This window comes from Sorangium sp. So ce145 (assembly GCF_051525985.1).
Taxonomy (GTDB): Bacteria; Myxococcota_A; Polyangia; order Polyangiales; family Polyangiaceae; genus Sorangium; species Sorangium cellulosum_B.
The window spans coordinates 10,687,040-10,706,440 of sequence record NZ_CP150315.1; the positions used below are offsets into that span (position 1 = coordinate 10,687,040).

The 19,401-nt window shown below is 70.8% G+C and carries 16 protein-coding genes; 5 read left to right on the plus strand and 11 right to left on the minus strand.

Annotated features, from left to right (window positions below; genetic code table 11):
• Positions 1–28 precede the first annotated feature (28 nt).
• From WMF34_RS39680 to parA, 3 genes are all read right to left on the minus strand, one after another.
• The gene (locus WMF34_RS39680; RefSeq protein ID WP_437991046.1) at positions 29–451 is read right to left on the minus strand and encodes a response regulator; all 423 of its coding nucleotides are present in this window, start codon (positions 449–451) and stop codon (positions 29–31) included.
• A gap of 105 nt (positions 452–556) precedes the next feature.
• Complete coding sequence (locus WMF34_RS39685; RefSeq protein ID WP_437991047.1) at positions 557–1,222, minus strand: hypothetical protein; 666 nt, start codon at positions 1,220–1,222, stop codon at positions 557–559.
• Positions 1,173–1,895: a ParA family partition ATPase gene (parA, locus tag WMF34_RS39690; RefSeq protein WP_437991048.1), complete on the minus strand. Its 723-nt coding sequence runs from the start codon at positions 1,893–1,895 to the stop codon at positions 1,173–1,175. The genes WMF34_RS39685 and parA overlap by 50 nt, the downstream gene beginning before the upstream one ends.
• 182 nt (positions 1,896–2,077) lie before the next feature.
• Here parA and WMF34_RS39695 point away from each other — a divergent pair, with 182 nt between their 5' ends.
• Complete coding sequence (locus WMF34_RS39695) at positions 2,078–3,247, plus strand: DUF4419 domain-containing protein (protein WP_437991049.1); 1,170 nt, start codon at positions 2,078–2,080, stop codon at positions 3,245–3,247.
• Here the strand turns inward: WMF34_RS39695 and WMF34_RS39700 are convergent.
• The 4 genes from WMF34_RS39700 to WMF34_RS39715 all read right to left on the minus strand — a co-directional run bounded on the left by WMF34_RS39700 (position 3,228) and on the right by WMF34_RS39715 (position 5,274).
• Positions 3,228–3,785 carry a flavin reductase family protein gene (locus WMF34_RS39700; RefSeq protein ID WP_437991050.1) on the minus strand — a complete coding sequence of 186 codons (558 nt, stop codon included), beginning with the start codon at positions 3,783–3,785 and terminating at the stop codon, positions 3,228–3,230. The two genes, WMF34_RS39695 and WMF34_RS39700, sit on opposite strands and share 20 nt — an antisense overlap.
• A 22-nt stretch (positions 3,786–3,807) precedes the next feature.
• A complete protein-coding gene (locus tag WMF34_RS39705) occupies positions 3,808–4,335 on the minus strand; it encodes an N-acetyltransferase family protein (RefSeq protein WP_437991051.1) in 528 nt (175 codons plus the stop codon).
• A 15-nt stretch (positions 4,336–4,350) separates the two neighbouring features.
• A complete protein-coding gene (locus WMF34_RS39710; protein WP_437991052.1) occupies positions 4,351–4,668 on the minus strand; it encodes a MafI family immunity protein in 318 nt (105 codons plus the stop codon).
• Positions 4,669–5,064: 396 nt separating this feature from the next.
• Complete coding sequence (locus tag WMF34_RS39715; protein ID WP_437991053.1) at positions 5,065–5,274, minus strand: tyrosine-type recombinase/integrase; 210 nt, start codon at positions 5,272–5,274, stop codon at positions 5,065–5,067.
• Between the two features lie 96 nt (positions 5,275–5,370).
• On the opposite strand from WMF34_RS39715, the gene WMF34_RS39720 reads away from it, so the two are divergent.
• The 3 genes from WMF34_RS39720 (at position 5,371) to WMF34_RS39730 (ending at position 11,993) form a co-directional block, all read left to right on the plus strand.
• Positions 5,371–6,609, plus strand: a complete 1,239-nt coding sequence (locus tag WMF34_RS39720; RefSeq protein WP_437994698.1) for a PAS domain-containing protein — start codon at positions 5,371–5,373, stop codon at positions 6,607–6,609.
• Positions 6,610–6,747: 138 nt separating this feature from the next.
• Positions 6,748–10,824 (plus strand): hypothetical protein, encoded by a 4,077-nt coding sequence (locus WMF34_RS39725; protein ID WP_437991054.1) that lies wholly within the window; start codon positions 6,748–6,750, stop codon positions 10,822–10,824.
• The gene (locus WMF34_RS39730; protein ID WP_437991055.1) at positions 10,821–11,993 is read left to right on the plus strand and encodes a UDP-N-acetylmuramate dehydrogenase; all 1,173 of its coding nucleotides are present in this window, start codon (positions 10,821–10,823) and stop codon (positions 11,991–11,993) included. Before WMF34_RS39725 ends, WMF34_RS39730 begins: the two co-directional genes overlap by 4 nt.
• A gap of 38 nt (positions 11,994–12,031) precedes the next feature.
• Here WMF34_RS39730 and WMF34_RS39735 read toward each other — a convergent pair whose 3' ends face one another.
• From WMF34_RS39735 to WMF34_RS39750, 4 genes are all read right to left on the minus strand, one after another.
• Positions 12,032–13,780 carry a trypsin-like serine protease gene (locus WMF34_RS39735; protein ID WP_437991056.1) on the minus strand — a complete coding sequence of 583 codons (1,749 nt, stop codon included), beginning with the start codon at positions 13,778–13,780 and terminating at the stop codon, positions 12,032–12,034.
• 420 nt (positions 13,781–14,200) lie between these two features.
• Positions 14,201–14,377, minus strand: a complete 177-nt coding sequence (locus WMF34_RS39740; protein WP_157907234.1) for a hypothetical protein — start codon at positions 14,375–14,377, stop codon at positions 14,201–14,203.
• A gap of 310 nt (positions 14,378–14,687) precedes the next feature.
• On the minus strand, positions 14,688–15,215 hold the full coding sequence (locus WMF34_RS39745; protein ID WP_157907235.1) for a hypothetical protein: 528 nt from the start codon (positions 15,213–15,215) through the stop codon (positions 14,688–14,690).
• A 15-nt stretch (positions 15,216–15,230) separates the two neighbouring features.
• On the minus strand, positions 15,231–17,828 hold the full coding sequence (locus WMF34_RS39750) for an RHS repeat domain-containing protein (RefSeq protein ID WP_437991057.1): 2,598 nt from the start codon (positions 17,826–17,828) through the stop codon (positions 15,231–15,233).
• A 104-nt stretch (positions 17,829–17,932) separates the two neighbouring features.
• Between WMF34_RS39750 and WMF34_RS39755 the strand changes: the two genes are divergently transcribed.
• On the plus strand, positions 17,933–19,273 hold the full coding sequence (locus WMF34_RS39755) for an IS4 family transposase (protein ID WP_012237105.1): 1,341 nt from the start codon (positions 17,933–17,935) through the stop codon (positions 19,271–19,273).
• The last annotated feature ends 128 nt before the right edge of the window (positions 19,274–19,401 follow it).

The following is a 19,401-nucleotide window of genomic DNA, read 5'->3' on the forward strand; positions in this document are numbered from 1 at the left end:
ACAAGGACCGGAAAGCCGATGTGTTTCGCTACGGTAGCTCCACAAGTCTCCAGTATTTGTTGAGCGCCGCCATGAGCTCGACGAAGCTGAGGAACGTGACCGGCTTGAGGAGATAGCCAGCCACGTTGAGGTTGTAGGCTCCCACCTTGTCGCGATCGTCGTTCGATGTGGTCAACACGACGACCGACGTGGCCCCGAGCTCAGGATCGGCCCGCAGCTCGCGCAGGAACTCGATCCCGTTCATCTTGGGCATGTTCAGGTCGAGCAGGATGAGGCGCCGCTCGGCCGGGACGACGCCGCTGCGCAGCATCTCGAGGGCCTCGACGCCGTTCCCGGCGACCCAGAGGGGATTCGAGATGTTGTTCCGCTTGAACGCCCGGCGGACGTTCATCACGTCGACCTCGTCGTCTTCGACGAGGAGGATGTTCAAGAGTTTTTCTTCGACGTCCATTGTCTCCTAGGTTCTCATTGGCGAGATGGACGTGAACGTCAACTCCCGGCGAGGCGACCGCGCCAGTCAGGTGCGATAGGGGCGGAGTCGATGCGCGCCGGTCGGTCAGCTCGCCCGCGGCCGCTGGCGCCAGAGCGTCATCAGCACCCGTCCGACCTGGACCACGCGACCGACCCGCCCTTTCGGGCTGGTGTCCGCCGGACGGAACGGCTCGGTGCGGTAGCTCGCGCTCGGGGGCGGCGCCTCGCGGGGGACGGCGGACTCAGCCGGAGCCGCGGAGACGGACGCCGGCCCGAGGCGCTTGTCGAGGTGGACCTCGACCGCCTCGCCGACCAGGTTGCTCATGTCGCGGTCGTTTTCGATGCAATGGAGCAGCAGCCGATCCGCGAGCGGATCGGGCAGGTAGACGGTGACCGCGCGCCGGGAGCGGCCGTCGTTGCCGAGGAGCACCGGCGGGCCGGCGTGCGGCTCCGAGGTGGTGGCGAGCGCCTGGGGCGCGGCGGCGGCGCTGGCTGCCTGCGGCGCCGTCGCCGCGAGCGGCTCGGCGCCTGGCCGCGCCTCCGGCGCTCGCTCCTGCGGCGCCTCCTGCGCTCGCTCTCGCTCCTGCCGCGCCTCGACGGGCTTCTCGCCGTCGTGCGCGCGCTGATCGGCGGGCCTCGACCTCACGACGTCGACCGCCGCTTTGCCGCCTTCGCCCCCCGCGACGAACGCGTCGGCCTTTTCAGGCGACGGCGGCTTTCGTAGCGAGACCGCGACTTGCTTTTTGGCCATGATGAAGCTTCTCCAGTTCTTCGAGAAGGTGGGTGATCTCTCTGGCCGCGGCGTCCCGCGGCGCGTAGCCCGTCACCCCTTGCCCGCAGGCGAGGGACTCCTGGTAGGCGATGCGATAGCCGAGCTCCGTGGAGAGCACCGGCAGGCCCGACGTCTCGAGCACCGCGCGCGCCGATTTGCCGAGCGCCGTGCGGCCTTGCTTGCGCGTGATGAGGATGCAGCCCTTGAGCGCGCTCCGCAGCGCGGCGGCCTCGCGGAACACCTCGAGCGCGGCGGTGAGGGCCCAGGCGTCCGCGGCCGTGGGGCCGCAGGGGTAGACGGCGATGTCGGCGACCATCAGCGCCGATCGCGCGATCTCGCCGTGGCGTGGCGGACAGTCGATGATGGTGAGGTCGTACGCGGCGGCGACTTCCGGCAGCTGTCCCGGCTTGTGCATCGAGGCGCCCATGGCCATGACGGTCGGCGTATCGTGCCCCGCCTCGGCGGCCACGTCGCCCCACGTGCGGACGGTCCCCTGGGGATCGGCGTCGACGAGCAGCACACGCCGGCCGCTCGCCAGCGCGGCCACGGCGAGGCTCACGGCCGTGGTGCTCTTGCCGATCCCACCTTTCTGTCCGGTGAGCGCGATGATCATGATAGACCCCCCTAGCAGAACCTTCGCCGGGCGGTCCACTTTCTTGCGAGCGCGGACAGGGCTTCTACCGAGCCGTCCTGGGGGGAATTCCCGACGGGGACGTTGATTTCTCGGTTCTGTCGGCGGGTTGGCCGGCACATCGCAAGAGGTGGTTCAGCTCTCTATCCTGCGGGAGCGTCTCGACGTGGCGGTGTCGTCGACGCGCAGGGTAGGATGCATCGATGTCAATCACCTTCGCCGTGTCCGATGTCGATCGGCCGCAGCAGCTCATGCAGGTGCTCGATCGCGCCAAGGCCATCCCGAGCCTGCTCGGCGGGGGTGAGCGAGCCGCGCCGGGGCAGCGGCGAATGCTCTGGGGCAGGCCGCGACCTCCCGTGGTGCGCGTCGAGGCGTTCTCGTCGAGCGACGCGCCGCTGGTCTCCGCGACCGACGCCCACGCGCTCGCGCAGGCGGCGCACGACGCGTTTTACCTTCACCACCCGCTGGTTCTGTCGCCGGATGCCGTGTGGCTCTGCCTCGCGCAGGGGTTCGCCCACCATGTCGCGCTGAACGCCGAAGCGCTGCGCGGGAGGTTCGTCCGTCATCAGGGGAAAGAGAAGCTCGTCATCGTTCGGCCCGACTTCTTCCTGGGCCAGCCCAATCCATGGCCCGAGGCGTTCACCGCGTTCTCGGAGCAGATCGCCGCGCACGTCGGCCGCCTGCGCGACCTGATCGTGGCCGACTTCTCGACGACCGGCGCCGTGGAGCGCGCCGCCTCGGAGGTCGTCCTCATGGACGCGTTCCAGCCCTACTTCGAGTACGAGATGCTCTGTGGTTGCGGCATCCCTGCGATCACGCTGCTGGGCAGCGCCGACGACTGGAAGAGCGTTCGCCGGCGCGCCGCGATGCTGTCCGAGTTCGGCCTCGAGGCCTGGACCGACGCGCTCCTCCCGGTGCTCGACGAGGTCGTCCGCACCGCCGAGGGGCACGTCGACCCAGGCTTCTGGCGCTCGTTCTTCCGCTACCAGAGCGGCTCCGGGCCGAGCGAGCTGACCGGCTGGATCCTCGTCCTCTTTCCGTACCTCAAGACGTTCGATCGGAACGGCGAGCGCATCGAGCCGAACCCGTACTTCGGCCGGTGGGAGCAGGCGCTGCGCGCCGCGGAGAAGCGCACGGACTGGAGTTTCAAGCCCGAGGGACCGAGCCTCCTGCAGATCCCGAGCTCGATCTCCAGCGCCCCCGTCAGGTTCGTCGATGTGCGCGACCGCACGGAGCACCCGTTGCGCTTCGTCGCAGGGCTCTTCGGCGTCACGCAGGAAGCCACGACCGGCGCGCTCGCACCCGAGTTCGGCTGGGCGATCGTCCATGACGACGGCGGATCGAGCGCCCCGGCTACAGGTTCTCCGGTTTGAAGAGCCTCCGGTAGCTGACATTGCGACCGGACACCATGAACACCCCGTCGCCGCGGTAGTGGACGGTCGTCGGATAGCGCGGCGATGTCGCGACGTGCGCCTTCACCACCTCGAAGACGAACAGGCTGAAGCGCTTGACGGCGCTCGTGTCGACGAGCTTGCACTCGAAGCTCGCATAACACTCGGCGATGAGGGGCGCGCCGACCTTCGTCGCCTCGACGGCGGTGAGCCCGAACTGCTCGAACTTGTCGACCTCGGATCCGTGGCTGTTCCCTATCCCGATGACGGCGCGCACGAGATCGACGGTGGGCACGTTGATCACGCACTCCTTGCTGCGCCGGACCATCTCATGGCTATCGTTCTGGTCCCAGATGAAGCACCCCACGAGGGACGGCTCCTGCATCATCACCATGTGCCAGCCCATCGTCATGATGTTCCGCCGGCCCTTGTGCGCAGAACTCACCAGCACCACAGGACCCGGCTCCAGGAAGCGCCGGACGTTCGCGACCGGAAAATCAGCCTTCTTGTAGGTCTTCATGCGATCACCCGTGCTGGCGAGATCAGAGCTTGCGGTACATCCACACGCTGGGGATCTCGATGTCGAACCCCGCCTTCCGGTACGCGCGTCGCGCCGGAGCGTGGCTCGGATCGCCGCCGGTGCCGACGGTGGCGACCTTCATCCCCGCCTGCTTCAGGCGCGCCGCCGCGAACTCGTACATCGCCGTGCCGATCCCCTTGCCGGCCTGCGCGGGGTCGACGGCATTGAGGCCGATCTCGCCGACAAGCGTCTCCGGAGCGAGCCGAAGCGCCACGAAGCCGACGACCTCGTCGCCGGATCGCGCGACGTACAGCTCCCAGCCCGAGTCGGCCGCCATCAGCGACGTCAGCAGCCCCTCGTGCGCTTCGTCGTCTCGCCGCTGCGCCAGCTCGTAGAGATCGTCGCCGAGAATCGAGCGGAACGACGCGAACACGGGCGCGAAGGCCGCGCGCCGGATGTCCTGAAGGCGAGCCGCGTCCTCGGAATGGGCACGGCGGAAATGGAGCTCATGCAATTGGCTTTCCTCCTGTAGGGCGCCACGCACGAGCATGGCGCTTGTGAAGCTTCATGCGGACTCACCCTCACGAGAATTCCGCGATTTGAACGACGCGAAATATCCACGGAGCCACTTCATCCTCGAGCTCTCGGCCCATCCCATTGCGTTCATGGCGCGCTCGATGGCGTCGAATTGCCCTTGGTCGACCGGGAGATCGAGGTCGCCGACCCAGTCGATGACGAACTCCATGGCGAGCCCCCACTCCCCGTACCGGTGAACCCAGTCGTGCGCATCACGGAAGCGCTCTGGGGGGAGCACGCCCTTGAAGGACTCAAGCGCGACAGCGCACAAGGCTTGGATTTCTTGTTTCGTGAGGTCGACTACCATGTGCTCCCCGAGTGCGTCACGTTCGCGGCGCCTTACTGGGCACACAGGCGCAATTGGTGCCGTCCGTGAACGGGAACCTGAACCGCGGACCACCCCAGTTCTGGCAGCTTCGTCGATCGGGGAACCATTTCTCGATCGCCATCACATGGCTGTCTTCGGTGCGTACGAGCTTCATCTGCTTGGCGTCGATCCCCGGCCCCCTCTCCGACGGGATCGGTCGCATCACCCGTGCGGTAGTCGATCGGTCTCATCGTAGACGCAGCGCCTCCTCGTCCTGTTGAATGTAACCGTTCACGGATGAGCACGCCAGGCTGGGTTCGCGAGGAGGACGGATGGATGGATGGATGGACGTGGGGCGGCTCCTCGTCCCCGACCTCATCCGATGGAAAGGGCTCTTCACACCCAGCCGTCGTGATCCAGGACGTGCGTGCAGAGGATCGGCCTAGCGACGTGCCGGTGCCCGAGCAGCCCCTCGATCGTCCGCGACTCCTGAGCAGCCTCGTGGAGGTGCGTGGCGAACCGATGCCGGAGGTCGTGGCCGTGGACCCGCTTCCAGAGCGTTGCCTCGAAGGGCTCGACCCCGCAGGGCGTCCCAACGAAGTTCATCTCACAAGCTCGGCTTACCCCTCGTCCGCCTTGCCCTCCTCCGGTCGGTCGTCCTCGACACAGACAGCCGGCCCAGTTTACCTTGCACGAAAGATGATGAGCACCGTGAACGCTCCCGGTTCCCCGGGCCTCGCCGCGAGCTACATGAGGGCTGTCCGGAGCGCGCCTTTCGCCGTGATCGAGTGCGCGGGGAACCTCGACGAGCTCGTGGTCGCCGAGTGGAACGCCGAGGCAGAACGCATCTTTGGATATACCGCTGACGAAGCGGTGGGCCGCCGCCTCGCGGACACGATCGTGAGCGAGCCGGACGCCAGGACCTTCGGGCGTTCGCTCGGGCAGGAGAGCGCCCCGCACCGCTTCACCCATGCCCGCAAGGACGGGCGCGCCGTCGTGTGCGAGTGGCGGTATGCGCCCGTGCTCGACGACGGCGGCGAGCCGATCCGGCTGCTCTGCTTCGGGCAGGACGTCACGGAGCAGGTCAAGGCCGTCGAGAAGTTCAAGGAGGGCGACATGATCCTCCGGGCCATCCTCGGCACCGTGGATACGGCCGTGACCCGGATGGATCGGGATGGAGTCACCACCTTCCACGAGGGCAAGACGCTCCAGTCCCTCGGCCTCAGGCCGGGCCAGTTCGTCGGACTGAACGTGTTCGACGAGCCTCCCGCGCCGATGGACATGGAGCCAATGCGAAGGGCGGTCCGGGGCGAGTTCGTCCGCACCCGCGTCGAGGCGTTCGGGATGGCCTGGGAGACGTGGCTCATCCCGCTGACCGACGAGCGCGGGGAGCGCAACGGCGCGGTCAGCTTCACGCTCGACGCCACGGAGGCGTTGCTCAGGGAAACCGAGCTGAGGGCGCGGCTCGAGCTCATCGAGCGCCAGCAACAGGTGATCCGCGATCTGTCGACGCCGATCATCGAGGTCTGGGACAGCGTGCTGACCCTCCCGATGGTGGGCGTCGTCGACAGCAGGAGGGCCGCCGACGTGATGGACGACCTCCTGGCCGCCATCGTGGACAAGCGGGCCCGCTTCGCGATCCTCGACCTCACCGGCGTCGAGGTCGTCGACACGAAGACAGCGAGTTATCTCGTCGAGCTCATCCGCGCCATCCGGCTCCTGGGCGCCGAGGGGGTCATCACGGGCATCCGGCCCAACGTGGCGCAGACGATGGTCTCGCTCGGGCTCGATCTGTCGGGCATCGCGACCGTCGGAAACCTCCGCGCGGGCCTGAAGCTCTGCATGCGGCGCGTGGCAGCGGACGGCGCGGCGCCGCCCGGCGCGCCGCCGCGCGCCCCCGGGGGCGCGGCGCCGAGGCTCCCGGGAAGCGGCGGGCGCTGAGGTCCAGGACGCGAGGCGGGCCTCGGAGGTCGGGTAGATCGCGGTGGCCTGCGGAAGTTCACCTTTGCGTCGGCAATCCCAGGCCCGTAAGGAACGGCGGACAGGCACCGCGCGCGCGGCGCCGTGGAGACGCCGATCGTGACCACCCACCCCCGCAGCCCCAGGAGCGGCGGCGAGCGCCCCGGGAGCCCTCGCCTCGCCGAGCGCCCCCCCGTCGCTCGCCGCCCCCTCCTCGTCGCTCGCCGCGCCGCCCTGGCGCTCCCCCTCGCGCTCGCCGCCGCCGCGCCCGCCGCGTGCGCCCCTCGGGGCGCCGCATCGCCGCTCCCCGCCGACGCGCCGCTCCCCGCCGCGTTCTCCGCCGCGCTGGAGGCCGAGATCACGAGCTCCGCCGCGGCCGCGCCGTACCTCGACGCCCTCGACCGCGCCGTCGGGGCGCCGAGCGAAGGCGGCGCCCTCGCCACCGTGATCGCGTCGCTCGACGCGCTCGTCTTCGGCGCCGGCACCGCGGGCGGCCCCGATCCCGACGCCGCGGCCATCGCCTTCCGCTCGCGCGAGGCGCTCCCCGAGGTCGCCCGCCGGCTCCAGCGCGCCTGGGCGTTCGCGGACGTCGACGGCCGCGGCGCGCCGGAGATGCCGTTCGTGCGCGGCGCGCTCGCGAGCGCCCTCCACCGCATCGCCCTGTTCGTCGGCGACGAGGCCGCGGCGGCGACCTGGAGCGCGCGCCGCGGCTGCGCGGGCGAGGCCGCCCTCGTCGGCCCGCTCGACGCGGCGCCCCTCCACGGCCTCGCCCGGCCGTCCCCCGTGAGCTCCGCGCCGGGCGCGCCGCTCGCCAGGGCCTACCCGGGGCTCGCGCCGTTCGCGCAGAGCGCCTCGCCCGTCGTCGTCCGCGCCGACGCGTGCGCCATCGACATCGACGCGGTGAGCGCCCTCCAGGGGACGCGCGCCGTGGTCGTCGACCTCCACAACCCGATCGCCCAGCGGGTGAGCCTCGCGCTCGCCTCGTCGTCCGCCGCCGTGCTCGAGGTGGGCGGCGTGCCCGCCCTCCAGCGCGACTACGCGGCCGGCGGCGCGCAGGTCACGCGCCTCGCCACGGTCGAGGCCCAGCCGGGGACGCTGCGCGTCGTCGTGCGCGTGGCGCAGAAAGGCGACGGCGACGCCATCGAGCTCACCGCGTGGGGCGAGAACGGCCTTCCGCTCCGCGCCCGCGCGCCGCGCCCCGGCGCCGCCGCGACCGCGTCCGCGTCCCGGCCCGCCGCCGTCAGCCTGGCGCCGGCCCCGGCGTCGCGCGGCGCCGCGGACCAGCGCCCGGGCGCGGCGAGCGTCGAGGTCGCGGCCGCGGCCCTGCTCGCGCTCGGCGACGCGCGCGCGGCCGAGCACCTCCTCGACCCGGACGGCGACGGCGGCCTCCGCCAGAGCGACGCGCGCTCGCCGGCCGCCGCGCCGCCTCCGGCCACCGCCGCGCCGCGCTCGCCGCGCCTCGACCTGCTCTACGCGAGGGCCATCCGCCGCGTGGGCGATCTCCCCGAGGCCGAGGTCGTCGAGCGCACCCGCGCCGCCGTCGATCGCGTGCTCGCCGCGTGGCCCGCGTCGTGGGAGGCGCGCCTCTACAAGGCGGAGCTCGCCGAGCGCCGCGGCGGCCGGGGCGAGGGCACCATGGACGCCCTCCGCGAGCTCGGCGTCCGGGTCGCGCCACCGGGGCCGGCCGGCCCGAGCGCGCCCGCCGTCGCCGACGCCGATCGCATGGTCCTCGCGGAGCTCGCGGTGGTCGCCCGCCGCGCGAACGTCACCGACGTCGCCGAGGCCGCCTACGCGAAGCTCGCCGCGGCCGCGCCCGGCTCGACGCTGCTCGCCGTCGTCGACGACCGCATCCACGGCCGCGCCGGCGTCGACGCGGTGAAGGCCGCCTGCGAGGGCGGGCTCGATCGCTCGAGCGCCGCGTGCCTCGGCGCGCTCCTCGACGCGAGCGACCGCGACGCGGTCCTCGCCGAGATCAAGCGGCTGCGCCGGCTCCGCCGCGCGCCGGACGCCCTGCGCGAGGTCGAGCTCCGCGAGCGCGTCGCCCGCGGCGACCTGCGCGGCGCGCTCGCCGTCTACGATGCCATGCCGCCGGGGCAGCGGGCGATGCTCGAGGCGCTCGGCCTCGCCGCCGGCCGCGGCGACGCCCGCGCCGTGCGGGGCCGCCTCGCCCGCGACCGCGCGACGGCGCGCGACACCCCCGCCGGGATCGGCCCCATCACCCGCGCCCTCGGCCTCGCGCCGGACCCGGCGCCGGCGCTCGAAGCCGAGGGCCGCAAGCTCGTGCTGGAGGACCAGAAGAAGGCGTTCCTCCCCGGCGCCGCGACCGCGGTGCTCCGCCACGTCGAGCGGTTCACGATCTCGCCCGACGGGCTCGTCCACTACGTCACGTACGACCTCCGCCGCGTCTCCGGCACCACGGACGTGGCCCAGGGCGCGGCCACCTACGGCCCGCTCATCGAGGGCCGCGCCATGCCGCGCCTCCTGCGCCGCCGCATCCACAAGCGCGACGGCCGCATCCTCGCGCCCGACGCGGCGTCGAACGCCGCGCAGGACCAGAGCGACCTCTCCCAGCTCGAGCAGGGCGACTACATCGAGCAGGTCACCGAGGGCCACGCGCTGCCGGGCGACGGCGGCCAGCTCGTCATCGACACGTGGGACCTGCTCCCCGAGCGCACGAGCGTCCGCGAGGCGACGATCGAGGTCAGCCGCCCGACGTCGCTCCGGCTCGCGCTCTGGTCGCACCCGCTGCTCGGCGCCGCGGAGCAGCGCGCCGAGGGCGCCTCCACCGTCAGCGTCTGGCGCATCAAGGACCAGCCGCCGCGGCGCATGGAGGACGGCGTGCCTCGCGTGGAGATGGGCGTCGGCGTCAGCCTGGGGACGCAGACCTGGGACCACGTGGCCGCGGCGCTCGACGAGAACATCCGCGCGCTCGAGGACCGCGATCCGTACATGACCCGCTGGGCGCGGGAGGCCGCGGGCGCCGACCGCACGCCGTCGCCCGCGCTGCTCGAGCGCGTCGTCGCGGCCGCGGGCAAGGCGATCAAGGTCGCCGGCGGCGCCGAGCTCTCGGACATGGCGGCGCTCCTCGGCGGCGGCCCGCAGCGCACGACGGCGCGCGCGATGATCGAGCTCGGCCAGGGCAGCCGCTCGTGGGTCGTCTACCGCGCGCTGCGCGAGCTCGGCGTGCGCGCCGATCTCGCCATCGCCGAGACCGAGCCGTTCAGCTCGTCGGCGGACTTCCCGCCGCACGCGGGGCGCTTCCGCCACCCGCTCGTGATCGCCCGCCTTCCGGGCGGCGACGTGTGGATCGACGCCGACGTCGAGGGCCCGCCGCTGCCCCCCGGCCGCATCAGCCCCGAGCTGCGCGGCCGCGCCGCCATGCTGCCGGGCGGCGAGCTCGTCACCGTGGCCGGGACGAGCGGCGAGACCGGCGACGAGGTCGACCTCCGGCTGGCGGTCGACGTGCAGGGTAACGCCACGGGAACGTTCACGATCCTGCTGCACGGGCGGGCGGCGCAGGCGCTCTCGGAGGCGTTCGAGACCGTGGTGGGCACGGCGCGGCGCGAGATGCTCCGGGGCGTCGTGCTCGGCTGGCTCCCGTGGGCCGACGTCGAGGACGTTGTCGTCTCGTCGACGGAGGGCTCGTGGGAGGTCGCGCTCCGCGCCGCCGTGACGATCCACGGCTTCGCGCAGCCGGTGGGCAAGGACGCCGCGGCGTGGACGCTGCCGGGGCTCGAGCCGGTGCACCTCGTGTTCCCGCGCGCGTACACGAGCACGCTCGGCGCCTCGTACGCCTCGCGGGGGGCCCGCAAGAGCGCGCTCGCGATCGAGACCGCGCTCCAGTACCACGTGCGCCGCAGGATCGAGCTGCCCGAGGGCTACGCGGTCACGCGCGCGCCCGAGGGCGTGCGCGTCGAGCACGCGGGGCTCGCGGCGTCGCGCAAGGGCAGCTACGGCGCGGCGATCGAGGAGGACTTCGCGCTGAGCTTGCCGACGGGGACGGTGTCGATCGACGAGTACAAGGCGTTCGTCGAGCGGGTGCAGGCGGTCGACAGCGGCTTCATGGCGGGCATCCGGGTGGCGCGGCCGGCGGCGCCGGCGCGGCCCTCTGGCGGCGCGCAGGGGCCGGGCGCTGTCGGCGGCGCGCGGCCGCAGGCGCCGGAGAAGCGGCCGCAGGCGCCGGAGAAGAAGCCGTGAGCCTCGACGTCCGCGAGTCGGTCCCGCTGGCCCCGCTCACGACGCTCGGCGTGGGCGGGCCGGCGCGCTACTTCGCCGAGGCCGCCGATGAGGCCGCGGTGGTCGAGGCGTTCCGCTTCGCCGAGGCCCGCGGCGTGCCGCTCTTCGTGCTGGGCGGCGGCTCGAACCTGCTGGTCGCCGACCGGGGCGTCGACGCGCTGGTGCTGCGCGTGCGCGTCCGCGGGATCGAGCTGCTGCGCGGGCGCGGGGAGGAGGGCGGCGGGGAGGCCAGCAGCGGGGAGATCGGCGGCGGTGCGGAGGCCGGGCGCGCCCTCGTGCGCGCGGGGGCGGGCGAGGCGTGGGACGACCTCGTGGCGCGCTCGGTCGCCGAGGGCTGGGCGGGCGTCGAGTGCCTGTCGGGCATCCCGGGCGACGTCGGCGCGACGCCGATCCAGAACGTGGGCGCGTACGGCCAGGAGGTCGCGGAGACGATCGTCGAGGTCCGGGCGATCGATCGCGCGACGGGGGCGGCCGTGGTCCTCTCCGGTGCGGACTGCGGCTTCGGCTACCGCGACAGCCGGTTCAAGCGCGCGTGGCGCGGGCGGTACGTCATCACGGCCGTCACGTTCGCGCTGCGCCCGGGGGGCGCCGCGGCGGTGCGCTACCCCGAGCTCCAGCGGGCGCTCGCCGCGTCCGCGGGGGGCGCCGCGCCGCCGCTCGGCGAGGTGCGCAGCGCGGTGATCGCGCTCCGCCGCGGCAAGTCGATGGTGCTCGATCCGGCGGACGAGAACGGCCGGAGCGCGGGGTCGTTCTTCATGAACCCGACGCTCGCTCCCGGCGCCGCCGCCGGCGTCCTCGCACGCATCGAGGCAGCGGGCGTGCTCGCGCCCGGCGAGGCGATCCCGCGGTATCCGGCGGACGGCGGCCGGGTGAAGCTGTCCGCTGCCTGGCTGATCGAGCGCGCCGGCTTCGCGAAGGGGACACGCCACGGCGCCGCGGGCATCTCGACGCGCCACACGCTCGCGCTGGTGAACCGCGGCGGCGCCACGGCGGAGGAGCTGCTCGGCCTGGCGCGGCGCGTGCGGCGCGGCGTGCTCGATCGGTTCGGCGTGGCGCTCTCGGCCGAGCCGGATCTGGTGGGATTTGCGCCCGGTGAGATCGACGATCTCGTCGGCGGCGCCCACCTGTAAGAGGGGCCCCGGGCGACCGAGGGCCCCTCCTCGACAGCTCACCGCCCGGCGTCGTGGAGCATGCCCTTGATCGCCCAGCCGCTGTCGACCTGGCGCGGGTACAGGTCGCCGACGAAGTGCGCGCCGTGCATCAGCCAGATGCCGACCTGGCCGTTCGTGTGCCGCCAGACGATGTCGTCGCGGCGATCGTGATCGAAGTCGCCGACGCCCTGCACCTGCCATGCGAGGTCGCCGGGCCCGTGCGCGTTGTTGTACGAGGGCGAGTCGAAGCCCTGCTCGCCGCCGAACCAGATGGCGAGCTGGCCACTTTCGTCCCGCCACAGGATGTCCGAGCGCAGGTTGCCGTCGAAGTCGCCGATGGCCTGCACCTTCCAGAAGAGGCTCGGGTCCTGGCCGCCGGGGTAGGCCTCGCCGACCCGCGTCCCGCCCGACATGAACCAGAGGGCGACCTGGCCGTTCGTGTTTCGCCACAGGATGTCCGAGCGCGCATCACCGTCGAAGTCGCCGATGCCCTGCACCTTCCACGCGTTGTCGACCGGCGCGGGCTGGTTGTTGTAGCCGGGATAGGCGGCCTGAGCGGCGTCGCCCTTGAACCAGATGGCGAGCTGGCCGTTGGCGTCGCGCCACAGGACGTCCGAGCGCCCGTCGCCGTCGAAATCGCCGACGCCAGCCACCTTCCAGAAGAGGCTCGGGTCCTGGCCGCCGGGGTACGCTTGACCGACGACGGCTCCGCCATCCATGAACCAGATGGCGACCTGACCATTGATGTGTCGCCAGAGCACGTCGCTCTGGCCGTCGCCGTCGAAGTCTCCGGAGCCCTGGATCTTCCAGGAGAGGCTCGGGTCCTGGCCGCCGGGATAGGCCTCGCCGACGATGTCGCCGCCGTCCATGAACCAGATGGCCACCTGGCCATTGGTGTGCCGCCACAGCAAGCTCGTGCTGGCCGAGCAGGAGCACGTGTCGCCGTGGCCGCTGCACTCGTTCGAGGGTGACGACGGGCACATGTGCGATTTGATCCAGTCGAACTCGGAGCCTGTCGTGACCCCCTTGCTGACCCAGCCATGGCTCACCGTCCACGTGTTCATCGAGTGGACGGCGTAGAGCCGGCTCGCCTCGACGTTCAAGACGGCCCCGCCCGAGTCACCACCGCAAAGGACCTGGTCGTTGAAGCGCAGGATGTCGTGGCCGTCCTCGTACCCGCCGACCTCGGCGGTGTCGAAGTTCAGCGTGCCGAAGGGGGTGCTGCAATCGGCGCCCGTGCGCCCGAAGCCGGCGATCGTGACCCTCGAGCCCTCTGCGGGGTGATCGCTGGCCACGACGAAGGGCTTCACGTGCGCCGGCGCGACGCCATTCAGCTTGATGACCGCGACGTCATGCTCGATCTGCCTCTCGGTCCATGACGGGTTGTAGTCCGGCTGGATCTTGGCCACGCCGCTCAGCACGCGCGGGCGCGCGCCCGGGGTGGCCGGGTCGGGGCGAAAGGTCACCGTCGCGTCCGTGGAGCAGCCGTTGTCGCCGACGTAGCCCTCCTCGCAGAAGCAATGCGCGGCGGTGAGGACCGTGTCCGCGGCGATGACCATGCCCGAGCAGCTCCCCTGCGAGCTCGACACCTTCACCATCGCGAGCAGATCGCTGGGCCCCGCCGGCGTCGGGTCGACGATCGGCGATGCGACCTCAGCCGTCTCCTCGAAGTCGCCCGCCCCGCCGGGGTCGGCCGCGCAGGCGGCCAGCGACGCCGCCAGCAAGGGATACAGCAAGCGCCGTAGACGAACATGCTCTTGAGTCATCGATTCAATCATCATATCGCTACCCTCCTTTTCGCTTCGCCCGCCGCGGTGGCGCGCGAAGGGGACACGCATCGGTTGCTGCTCTGGTGCGCGCTCGCGCCCCCGGTCTTCGGAGGGCGTTCAGCGGGCCTCTTCAGCAACGCTTCGCTCTTCCGCCTTCAGCAACACACGTGCCGGGGCAGGGACGCGCCCGCCCTCGCGGTTCGTCGATGCGCAGGAGCGGGAAGTGCGCTTCTTCCGGCCCCCTCGCGAGCCCGTCGTCCCGAGCGAGGTGTCGCCCCGGGAGGACCAGGTGTCTCCTCGACAGAGACAGGGCGAGTGGGGCATCGCGCCAGGATGCGGAGCTCCAGCGCGACGGATCTCTGCTCTTCCAGCACGAACGCGCCGCGCCCACGCAGAGGCGAGGTTCGGATCGGGACCTCAGGCCGCCACGCCGAGGGCAGCCGGCGCCTGGGCGTGGTACGAGCGCCCCGTGATCGCGGGGGAGAGCGCGGTCGTTTTCCTGCGCTGCAGCGCGAACGACTCGCCGTTCAACCCGCGCTGCGCCCGCTGCGGGGAGCCGCTCTCGGAGGAGCCGGAGGCGCCAGCTGCGAGCAACCTGGATCTCTCGTACGAATCATCGCATACCAGGAAGCGCCCGACTGGGCATAACGCTCGACCAGCCAGCGGGTAGGTCGACGGCGCATGGACTGGGCGTTCGGCTGCGAGACGCCAAGGCTTCGAGATCAGGGAGTTGGTTGTCCGTGCTTTGGTCGATCGTCGAGCCACGGAGGTAGCGGGTGGCTTTCACGAAGAGGACATCGAGTGAGGCTAAAAAGTTTCACTGGGCTGTTACCGCCGGTCACGAAGGTGTCCGCGACGGTCCAGGCCCGGCGCTTGACGAACGCGAGGGTGTCGCACGCATGGGTCACTCCCTGTCTACTCCACCGGCGCTCCACTCTCGGAAGAGCTTCCACGCGAGCATGAACGCTTCCGGGTCCGGAGGTCCCTCGTTCGCACTGGGAGCGAGAACCCCTGCACGTGTCCTTGACAGCAGATGCTCCAGCCATGAAAAGAGCGCGAATACCTGCTGCCCACCCCACTCTGCTCCCATGCGGTAGTCGAACGCGATGGTGTCCTGAAAGACGTGAACGCCGAGACACGGAATGATGACTTCGCAAGCGCTAGCTCCCTCGATTGCGAAGTGGAAGGGTGATGCTTGGCCGGTGCTAACCAGCAGAGCGGCATTGGGCACCTCGTCCAGTCCACGTTCTGTTGTTGCCTGCGCGTCCCAGAATGTCGCATCTCGACTGACAACACGGGACCCGCGTCGAATCGACAAATACAGGTCCGCGACTTCACCGTTTGTTAGGTTCTGAAGCTCGACGGTTGGAAGAGAGCCATCATTGGTCTCAAAGCACTGCCGCACACGGTTCCAGAGCATCTCGGGTGACATCTGCCTCACCTAGTACTATTCCACGAAACCACCGAAGGAGCCGTCCGAATTGAACCGAGCACCTCTTCCATCAGGCGCGCTGACCTGCCAGCCTCCTCGACCGAGGGGCTTTGTTGTTGACCCTGGGCTGGCCAGTATGTCATCCAACTGATCCTGTCCAGCCTTGTTCCAGTTTTCGGGTGGCCCCTTGGCGCCAGGAAACTTCGTGCTCCCAGGCCTCCCGCCGGTCCGATGCTTTTGCAGTGCCCGCCCAGCCCTCGTCAGTAGTCCTGCCTTATCGGCCGGGTATAACGCCTGCCCTGCTTTCGAGAGAGCGTCAACGGATGGTCCCCCGCTTGCGGCCGGCTTCTTCGGCGGCTCCGCCGCAGGCGGCGCAGGCGGCTTGGGAGGATCCTTCGCCCCGCCCCCTCCCGCAGCCGGCGGCGGCGCCGCGACGTCCTCGGGCGTGTCCTCGGGGATGGGGAACGACTCAGGTGGCTTGGGCGGCTCTCCATTCGCGGCAGCATCAAAGATCAGATAGCCCGCGTAGCCGATAGACCCTACAACGAACGCCCCCGCAACGACAATCTCTCCGACAGGCGTCGGCTCGGCCACGGCAGCGGCGGCGGGCACCGAGAGCGCCGTCCCGACGACCGCCGTGCTCTTCACAAACGCCTCGGCTATCGCTCGCGTCGTAAGGCGCCCGTCCGGGTCGATGAGGACGACGGGGTTGTTCCACGCGTACGTGTACAGACCCAGGTTGATCGGCCTGTACACACCGCCGTTGATCCGGCCGGCCATGTACTCCGCCAGCACCGGATCCGGGCTCATCCACACCCCGAGCCGTGGCTCATAGCTCCGCGCCCCGTAGTGGTAGAGCCCCGTCGACAGGTCGAGCTCCTTCCCGGTGAACAGGTACGGCTGCCGGTTCTGGAACCGCGAGTCCGTCTGGTCCGCCCACAGCTCCCCGCTCGGCAGGTACTCGACGTGCTGGCTCAGCGCCTGGTCCTGGTCGGTGACGTACTGCGTGCTCCCGAGGTGGTCCGGGTGGTAGTACAAGACCGGCGGCATCTGGTAGTAGTCCGCGTCAATCTTGCTCGCGATCCGCGTCTCCCCCGCGAACAGGTGCTTCGTCGCGATCACCCCGTTGCGCACCACGAGGTGCTGATCGACGTACGCCGTCTCCTCCTCCCCGGCGACCCGGTGCAGGTGGACCCGCCGCTCGCCCGCGCCGTCGTACAGCGCACGCGACATCTCCTGCCCGTTCTCGCTCACCGACACCAGCCGGTTGTCCTCGTCCCAGCTCAGCGTGCGCTGCAGGTTGCCCCGGTACTTCCACTGCTTGTGGTTGCCGTTCGCGTCGTACGACAGCTCCCTCAGCCGCGGCTGCGACTCCGCCGGCACGTACTCGTCCACCTGGGTCGCCGCGTGTGGCCTCGGCCCGGTGTAGCGGTAGTCGTTCCGGTACGTCCTCTCCCGGATCGGATACTGCATCTGCCAGTTGTCCGGCCCGACCCGCCCGTACCGGGCGACCTCCTGCCGCTTCGTCGTCGCGTTGCCGAGGACGTCGTAATCGATGCCCAGCGTGTACCGCTGCTGCTCGTTTCCCCGCTCCTGGTAGTTCCCCGACGCCTCCGTCAGCTGGTTCAGGTCGTCGTACGCGAACCGCTGCTGCGTCCGCGCCACCATCACCGCCCCGCCCAGCGACTCGTCGAACGGCACCTCGTTGTTCAGCTCCCGGATGTTGCCGACGAGGTCGTACCGGTAGCGCAGCCGCTGGAACGGCCTCGGCGCCCGCCCCATCGATCGCATCTGCGCGCTCTGGTGGTCCGCGTCGACCTCCGTCATCCGCCGCGTCGACTCGTCGTACCGGTACTTCGTCTCGATCCCGTTGCCCGCCACGACGCGCGCCCGCTGCCCGAACTCGTCGTACCCGATGTGCCTCAGGTACTCCGTCGTCCTCGGCTCGCTCGGGTGCTGCGGATTGACCCGCTGGTTCTCTCCGACCACCGACACCACCGCGCCGCCTCGGTCGTACCCGTAGCGCACGATCTCCTCGCCCGAGCCGGGGAAGTGGAGCTCCTGCATCCGTCCCAGCGCGTCGAACACGTACTTCATCGTCGCCTGGTACGGCCCCCTATGCGGCTCCCGCAGCCGCGGGAACTCCGAGGTCAGCTCCGCCGTGTTGCCGAACCGATCGTAACGGAAGCTCCGTTTGCCCGCCGCGCTCGTCTCCTCCACCAGCCGCGCCGCTCGGTTGCCTTGCTCATCCCCGGCGTCGTCCGGCTCGCCGTACGTGTAGAGCACGTCCTGCGTCACCGGAGTGTCGATCTTCCGCAGCCGGTTGAAGTCGTACTCGTACCGGATCAGCTGCCCCTGCGCCGCGAGCTCCGCCGTCTGCTTCGCCCGAAGGTTGCCGACCAGATCGTAGCGCCACTCCGTGCGGCCCGCGTCGGGGCTGACCAGCGTCACCATCCGGCCCACCGAGTCGTACGTCGCCGTCGTCGCGTTGTTGCGCGCGTCCGTCACCCGTACGAGCTCGCCGAGGGGGCTGTGCTGGTAACGCGTCACGATCCGCGTCTCCACCCCCTTGATCCGGTTGAACTCCTCCACCGTCGCGATCCGCCCACCCACGTCTCAAGATCCTACACATCTCGCTTGATGTGTGCTGGGCGACGTGATCAAAGCTGCGGATGGGTTCACCTGCAGCAGAGCACGCAGCGGCACTCGCCGAGGAGATGAGCGACGCGCACTTCGGCGATGCGCGGCTTTCGAAGCGCCAGACCAAGCTGGTGCAGAAGCTGGCGCAGGCGCCGGACAAGAGCTTCCCCTCGCTCTTGTCCGACAGCGAGCTGGAGGCGGCGTACCGTTTCTTCGGCAACGACGCCGTCACGCCCGCGGCGATTCTGGCTCCGCATGTGCGCGCCACCCTCGCGCGCATGGAGGCCGAGCCGGTCGTGCTCGCCATCCATGACACCACGACCCTTTCCTTCCGCTCGGACGGCCAGCGGCAGGGGCTCGGACGGCTGCGCTCCTCGGGGCAGACGTTCTTCGCCCACTTCACGCTGGCGGTCAGCGGCGATGGAACGCGCCGCCCGCTCGGCGTGCTCGATCTGAGCACGCACGTGCGCGACGACGGCACGACGGACAACGAGCACGACCGCTGGGGAGAGCAGGTGGAGCGAGTCGCGGTCTTGGGCGCTGCGCCGCACGATGTGGTGCACGTCATGGACCGCGAAGGCGACGACTACGGCCTGTTCGCGCAGCTTCTGAGCGCAGGGCATCGGTTCGTGATTCGGCTCGCGCACAATCGCCTCGTCGAGGCTGACGCCCTCGGAGCGGAGGCCAAGCTCGAGCAGGCGCTCGCGCATGTTCAAGCGGTGGCCGTGCGCGAGGTAGAGCTTTCGCCGCGGCCGGCAGGCAATCGCAGCCCTCAACAGAAACGGCTGCATCCTCCGCGTGCAGGACGCTTGGCCAAGCTCGCCCTTGGAAGCACGCGCGTGACCCTGCGGCGACCGAGATCCCAGCCGCGCGAGCTGCCTGCGACGCTCTCGTTGCGGGTCGTACGCGTCTGGGAGATCGAGCCGCCGCCGGGCGAAGCGCCGGTCGAGTGGGTGCTGCTCACGAGCGAGCCGGTCGAGTCCGTCGAGCAGCTGACGCAGCTGGTCGACTGGTACCGGGCGCGCTGGATGGTGGAGGAGCTCTTCAAGGCCCTGAAGACCGGATGCGCCTACGAGAAGCGCCAGATCGAGGACCTGCACGGCCTGCGCAACGTGCTGGCGCTCTTCGCGCCCATCGCCTGGCAGCTATTGCTGCTGCGCAGCGAGGCTCGGCGCGCTCCGGAGCAGCCCGCGACCGCCGTGCTCACGCCCACCCAGCTCGAGGTGCTGCGGGTCTTCGCGCGCAAGCCCCTGCCCGAGAACGCCACGGCCCGCGATGCCTTCCTGGCGATCGCCGGGCTCGGCGGACACCTCCGGCGAAACGGCGAGCCCGGCTGGCAGACCTTGGGCCGTGGCTACGAGCAACTGCTCACCCTCGTCCAGGGCTGGAGCGCCGCGAGGGAGGTGGGGAAAATATGATCAATCCTGAGACCCACGTCCCGGTAGGTGTTCCGCGACTTGCCGTTCGCGTCGATGAGCGTTCCCTGGAACCACAGCTGCCGTCGCGCTGCACCAGCTCGTGCTCGGTGCGCGCCTTGGCGTACCCG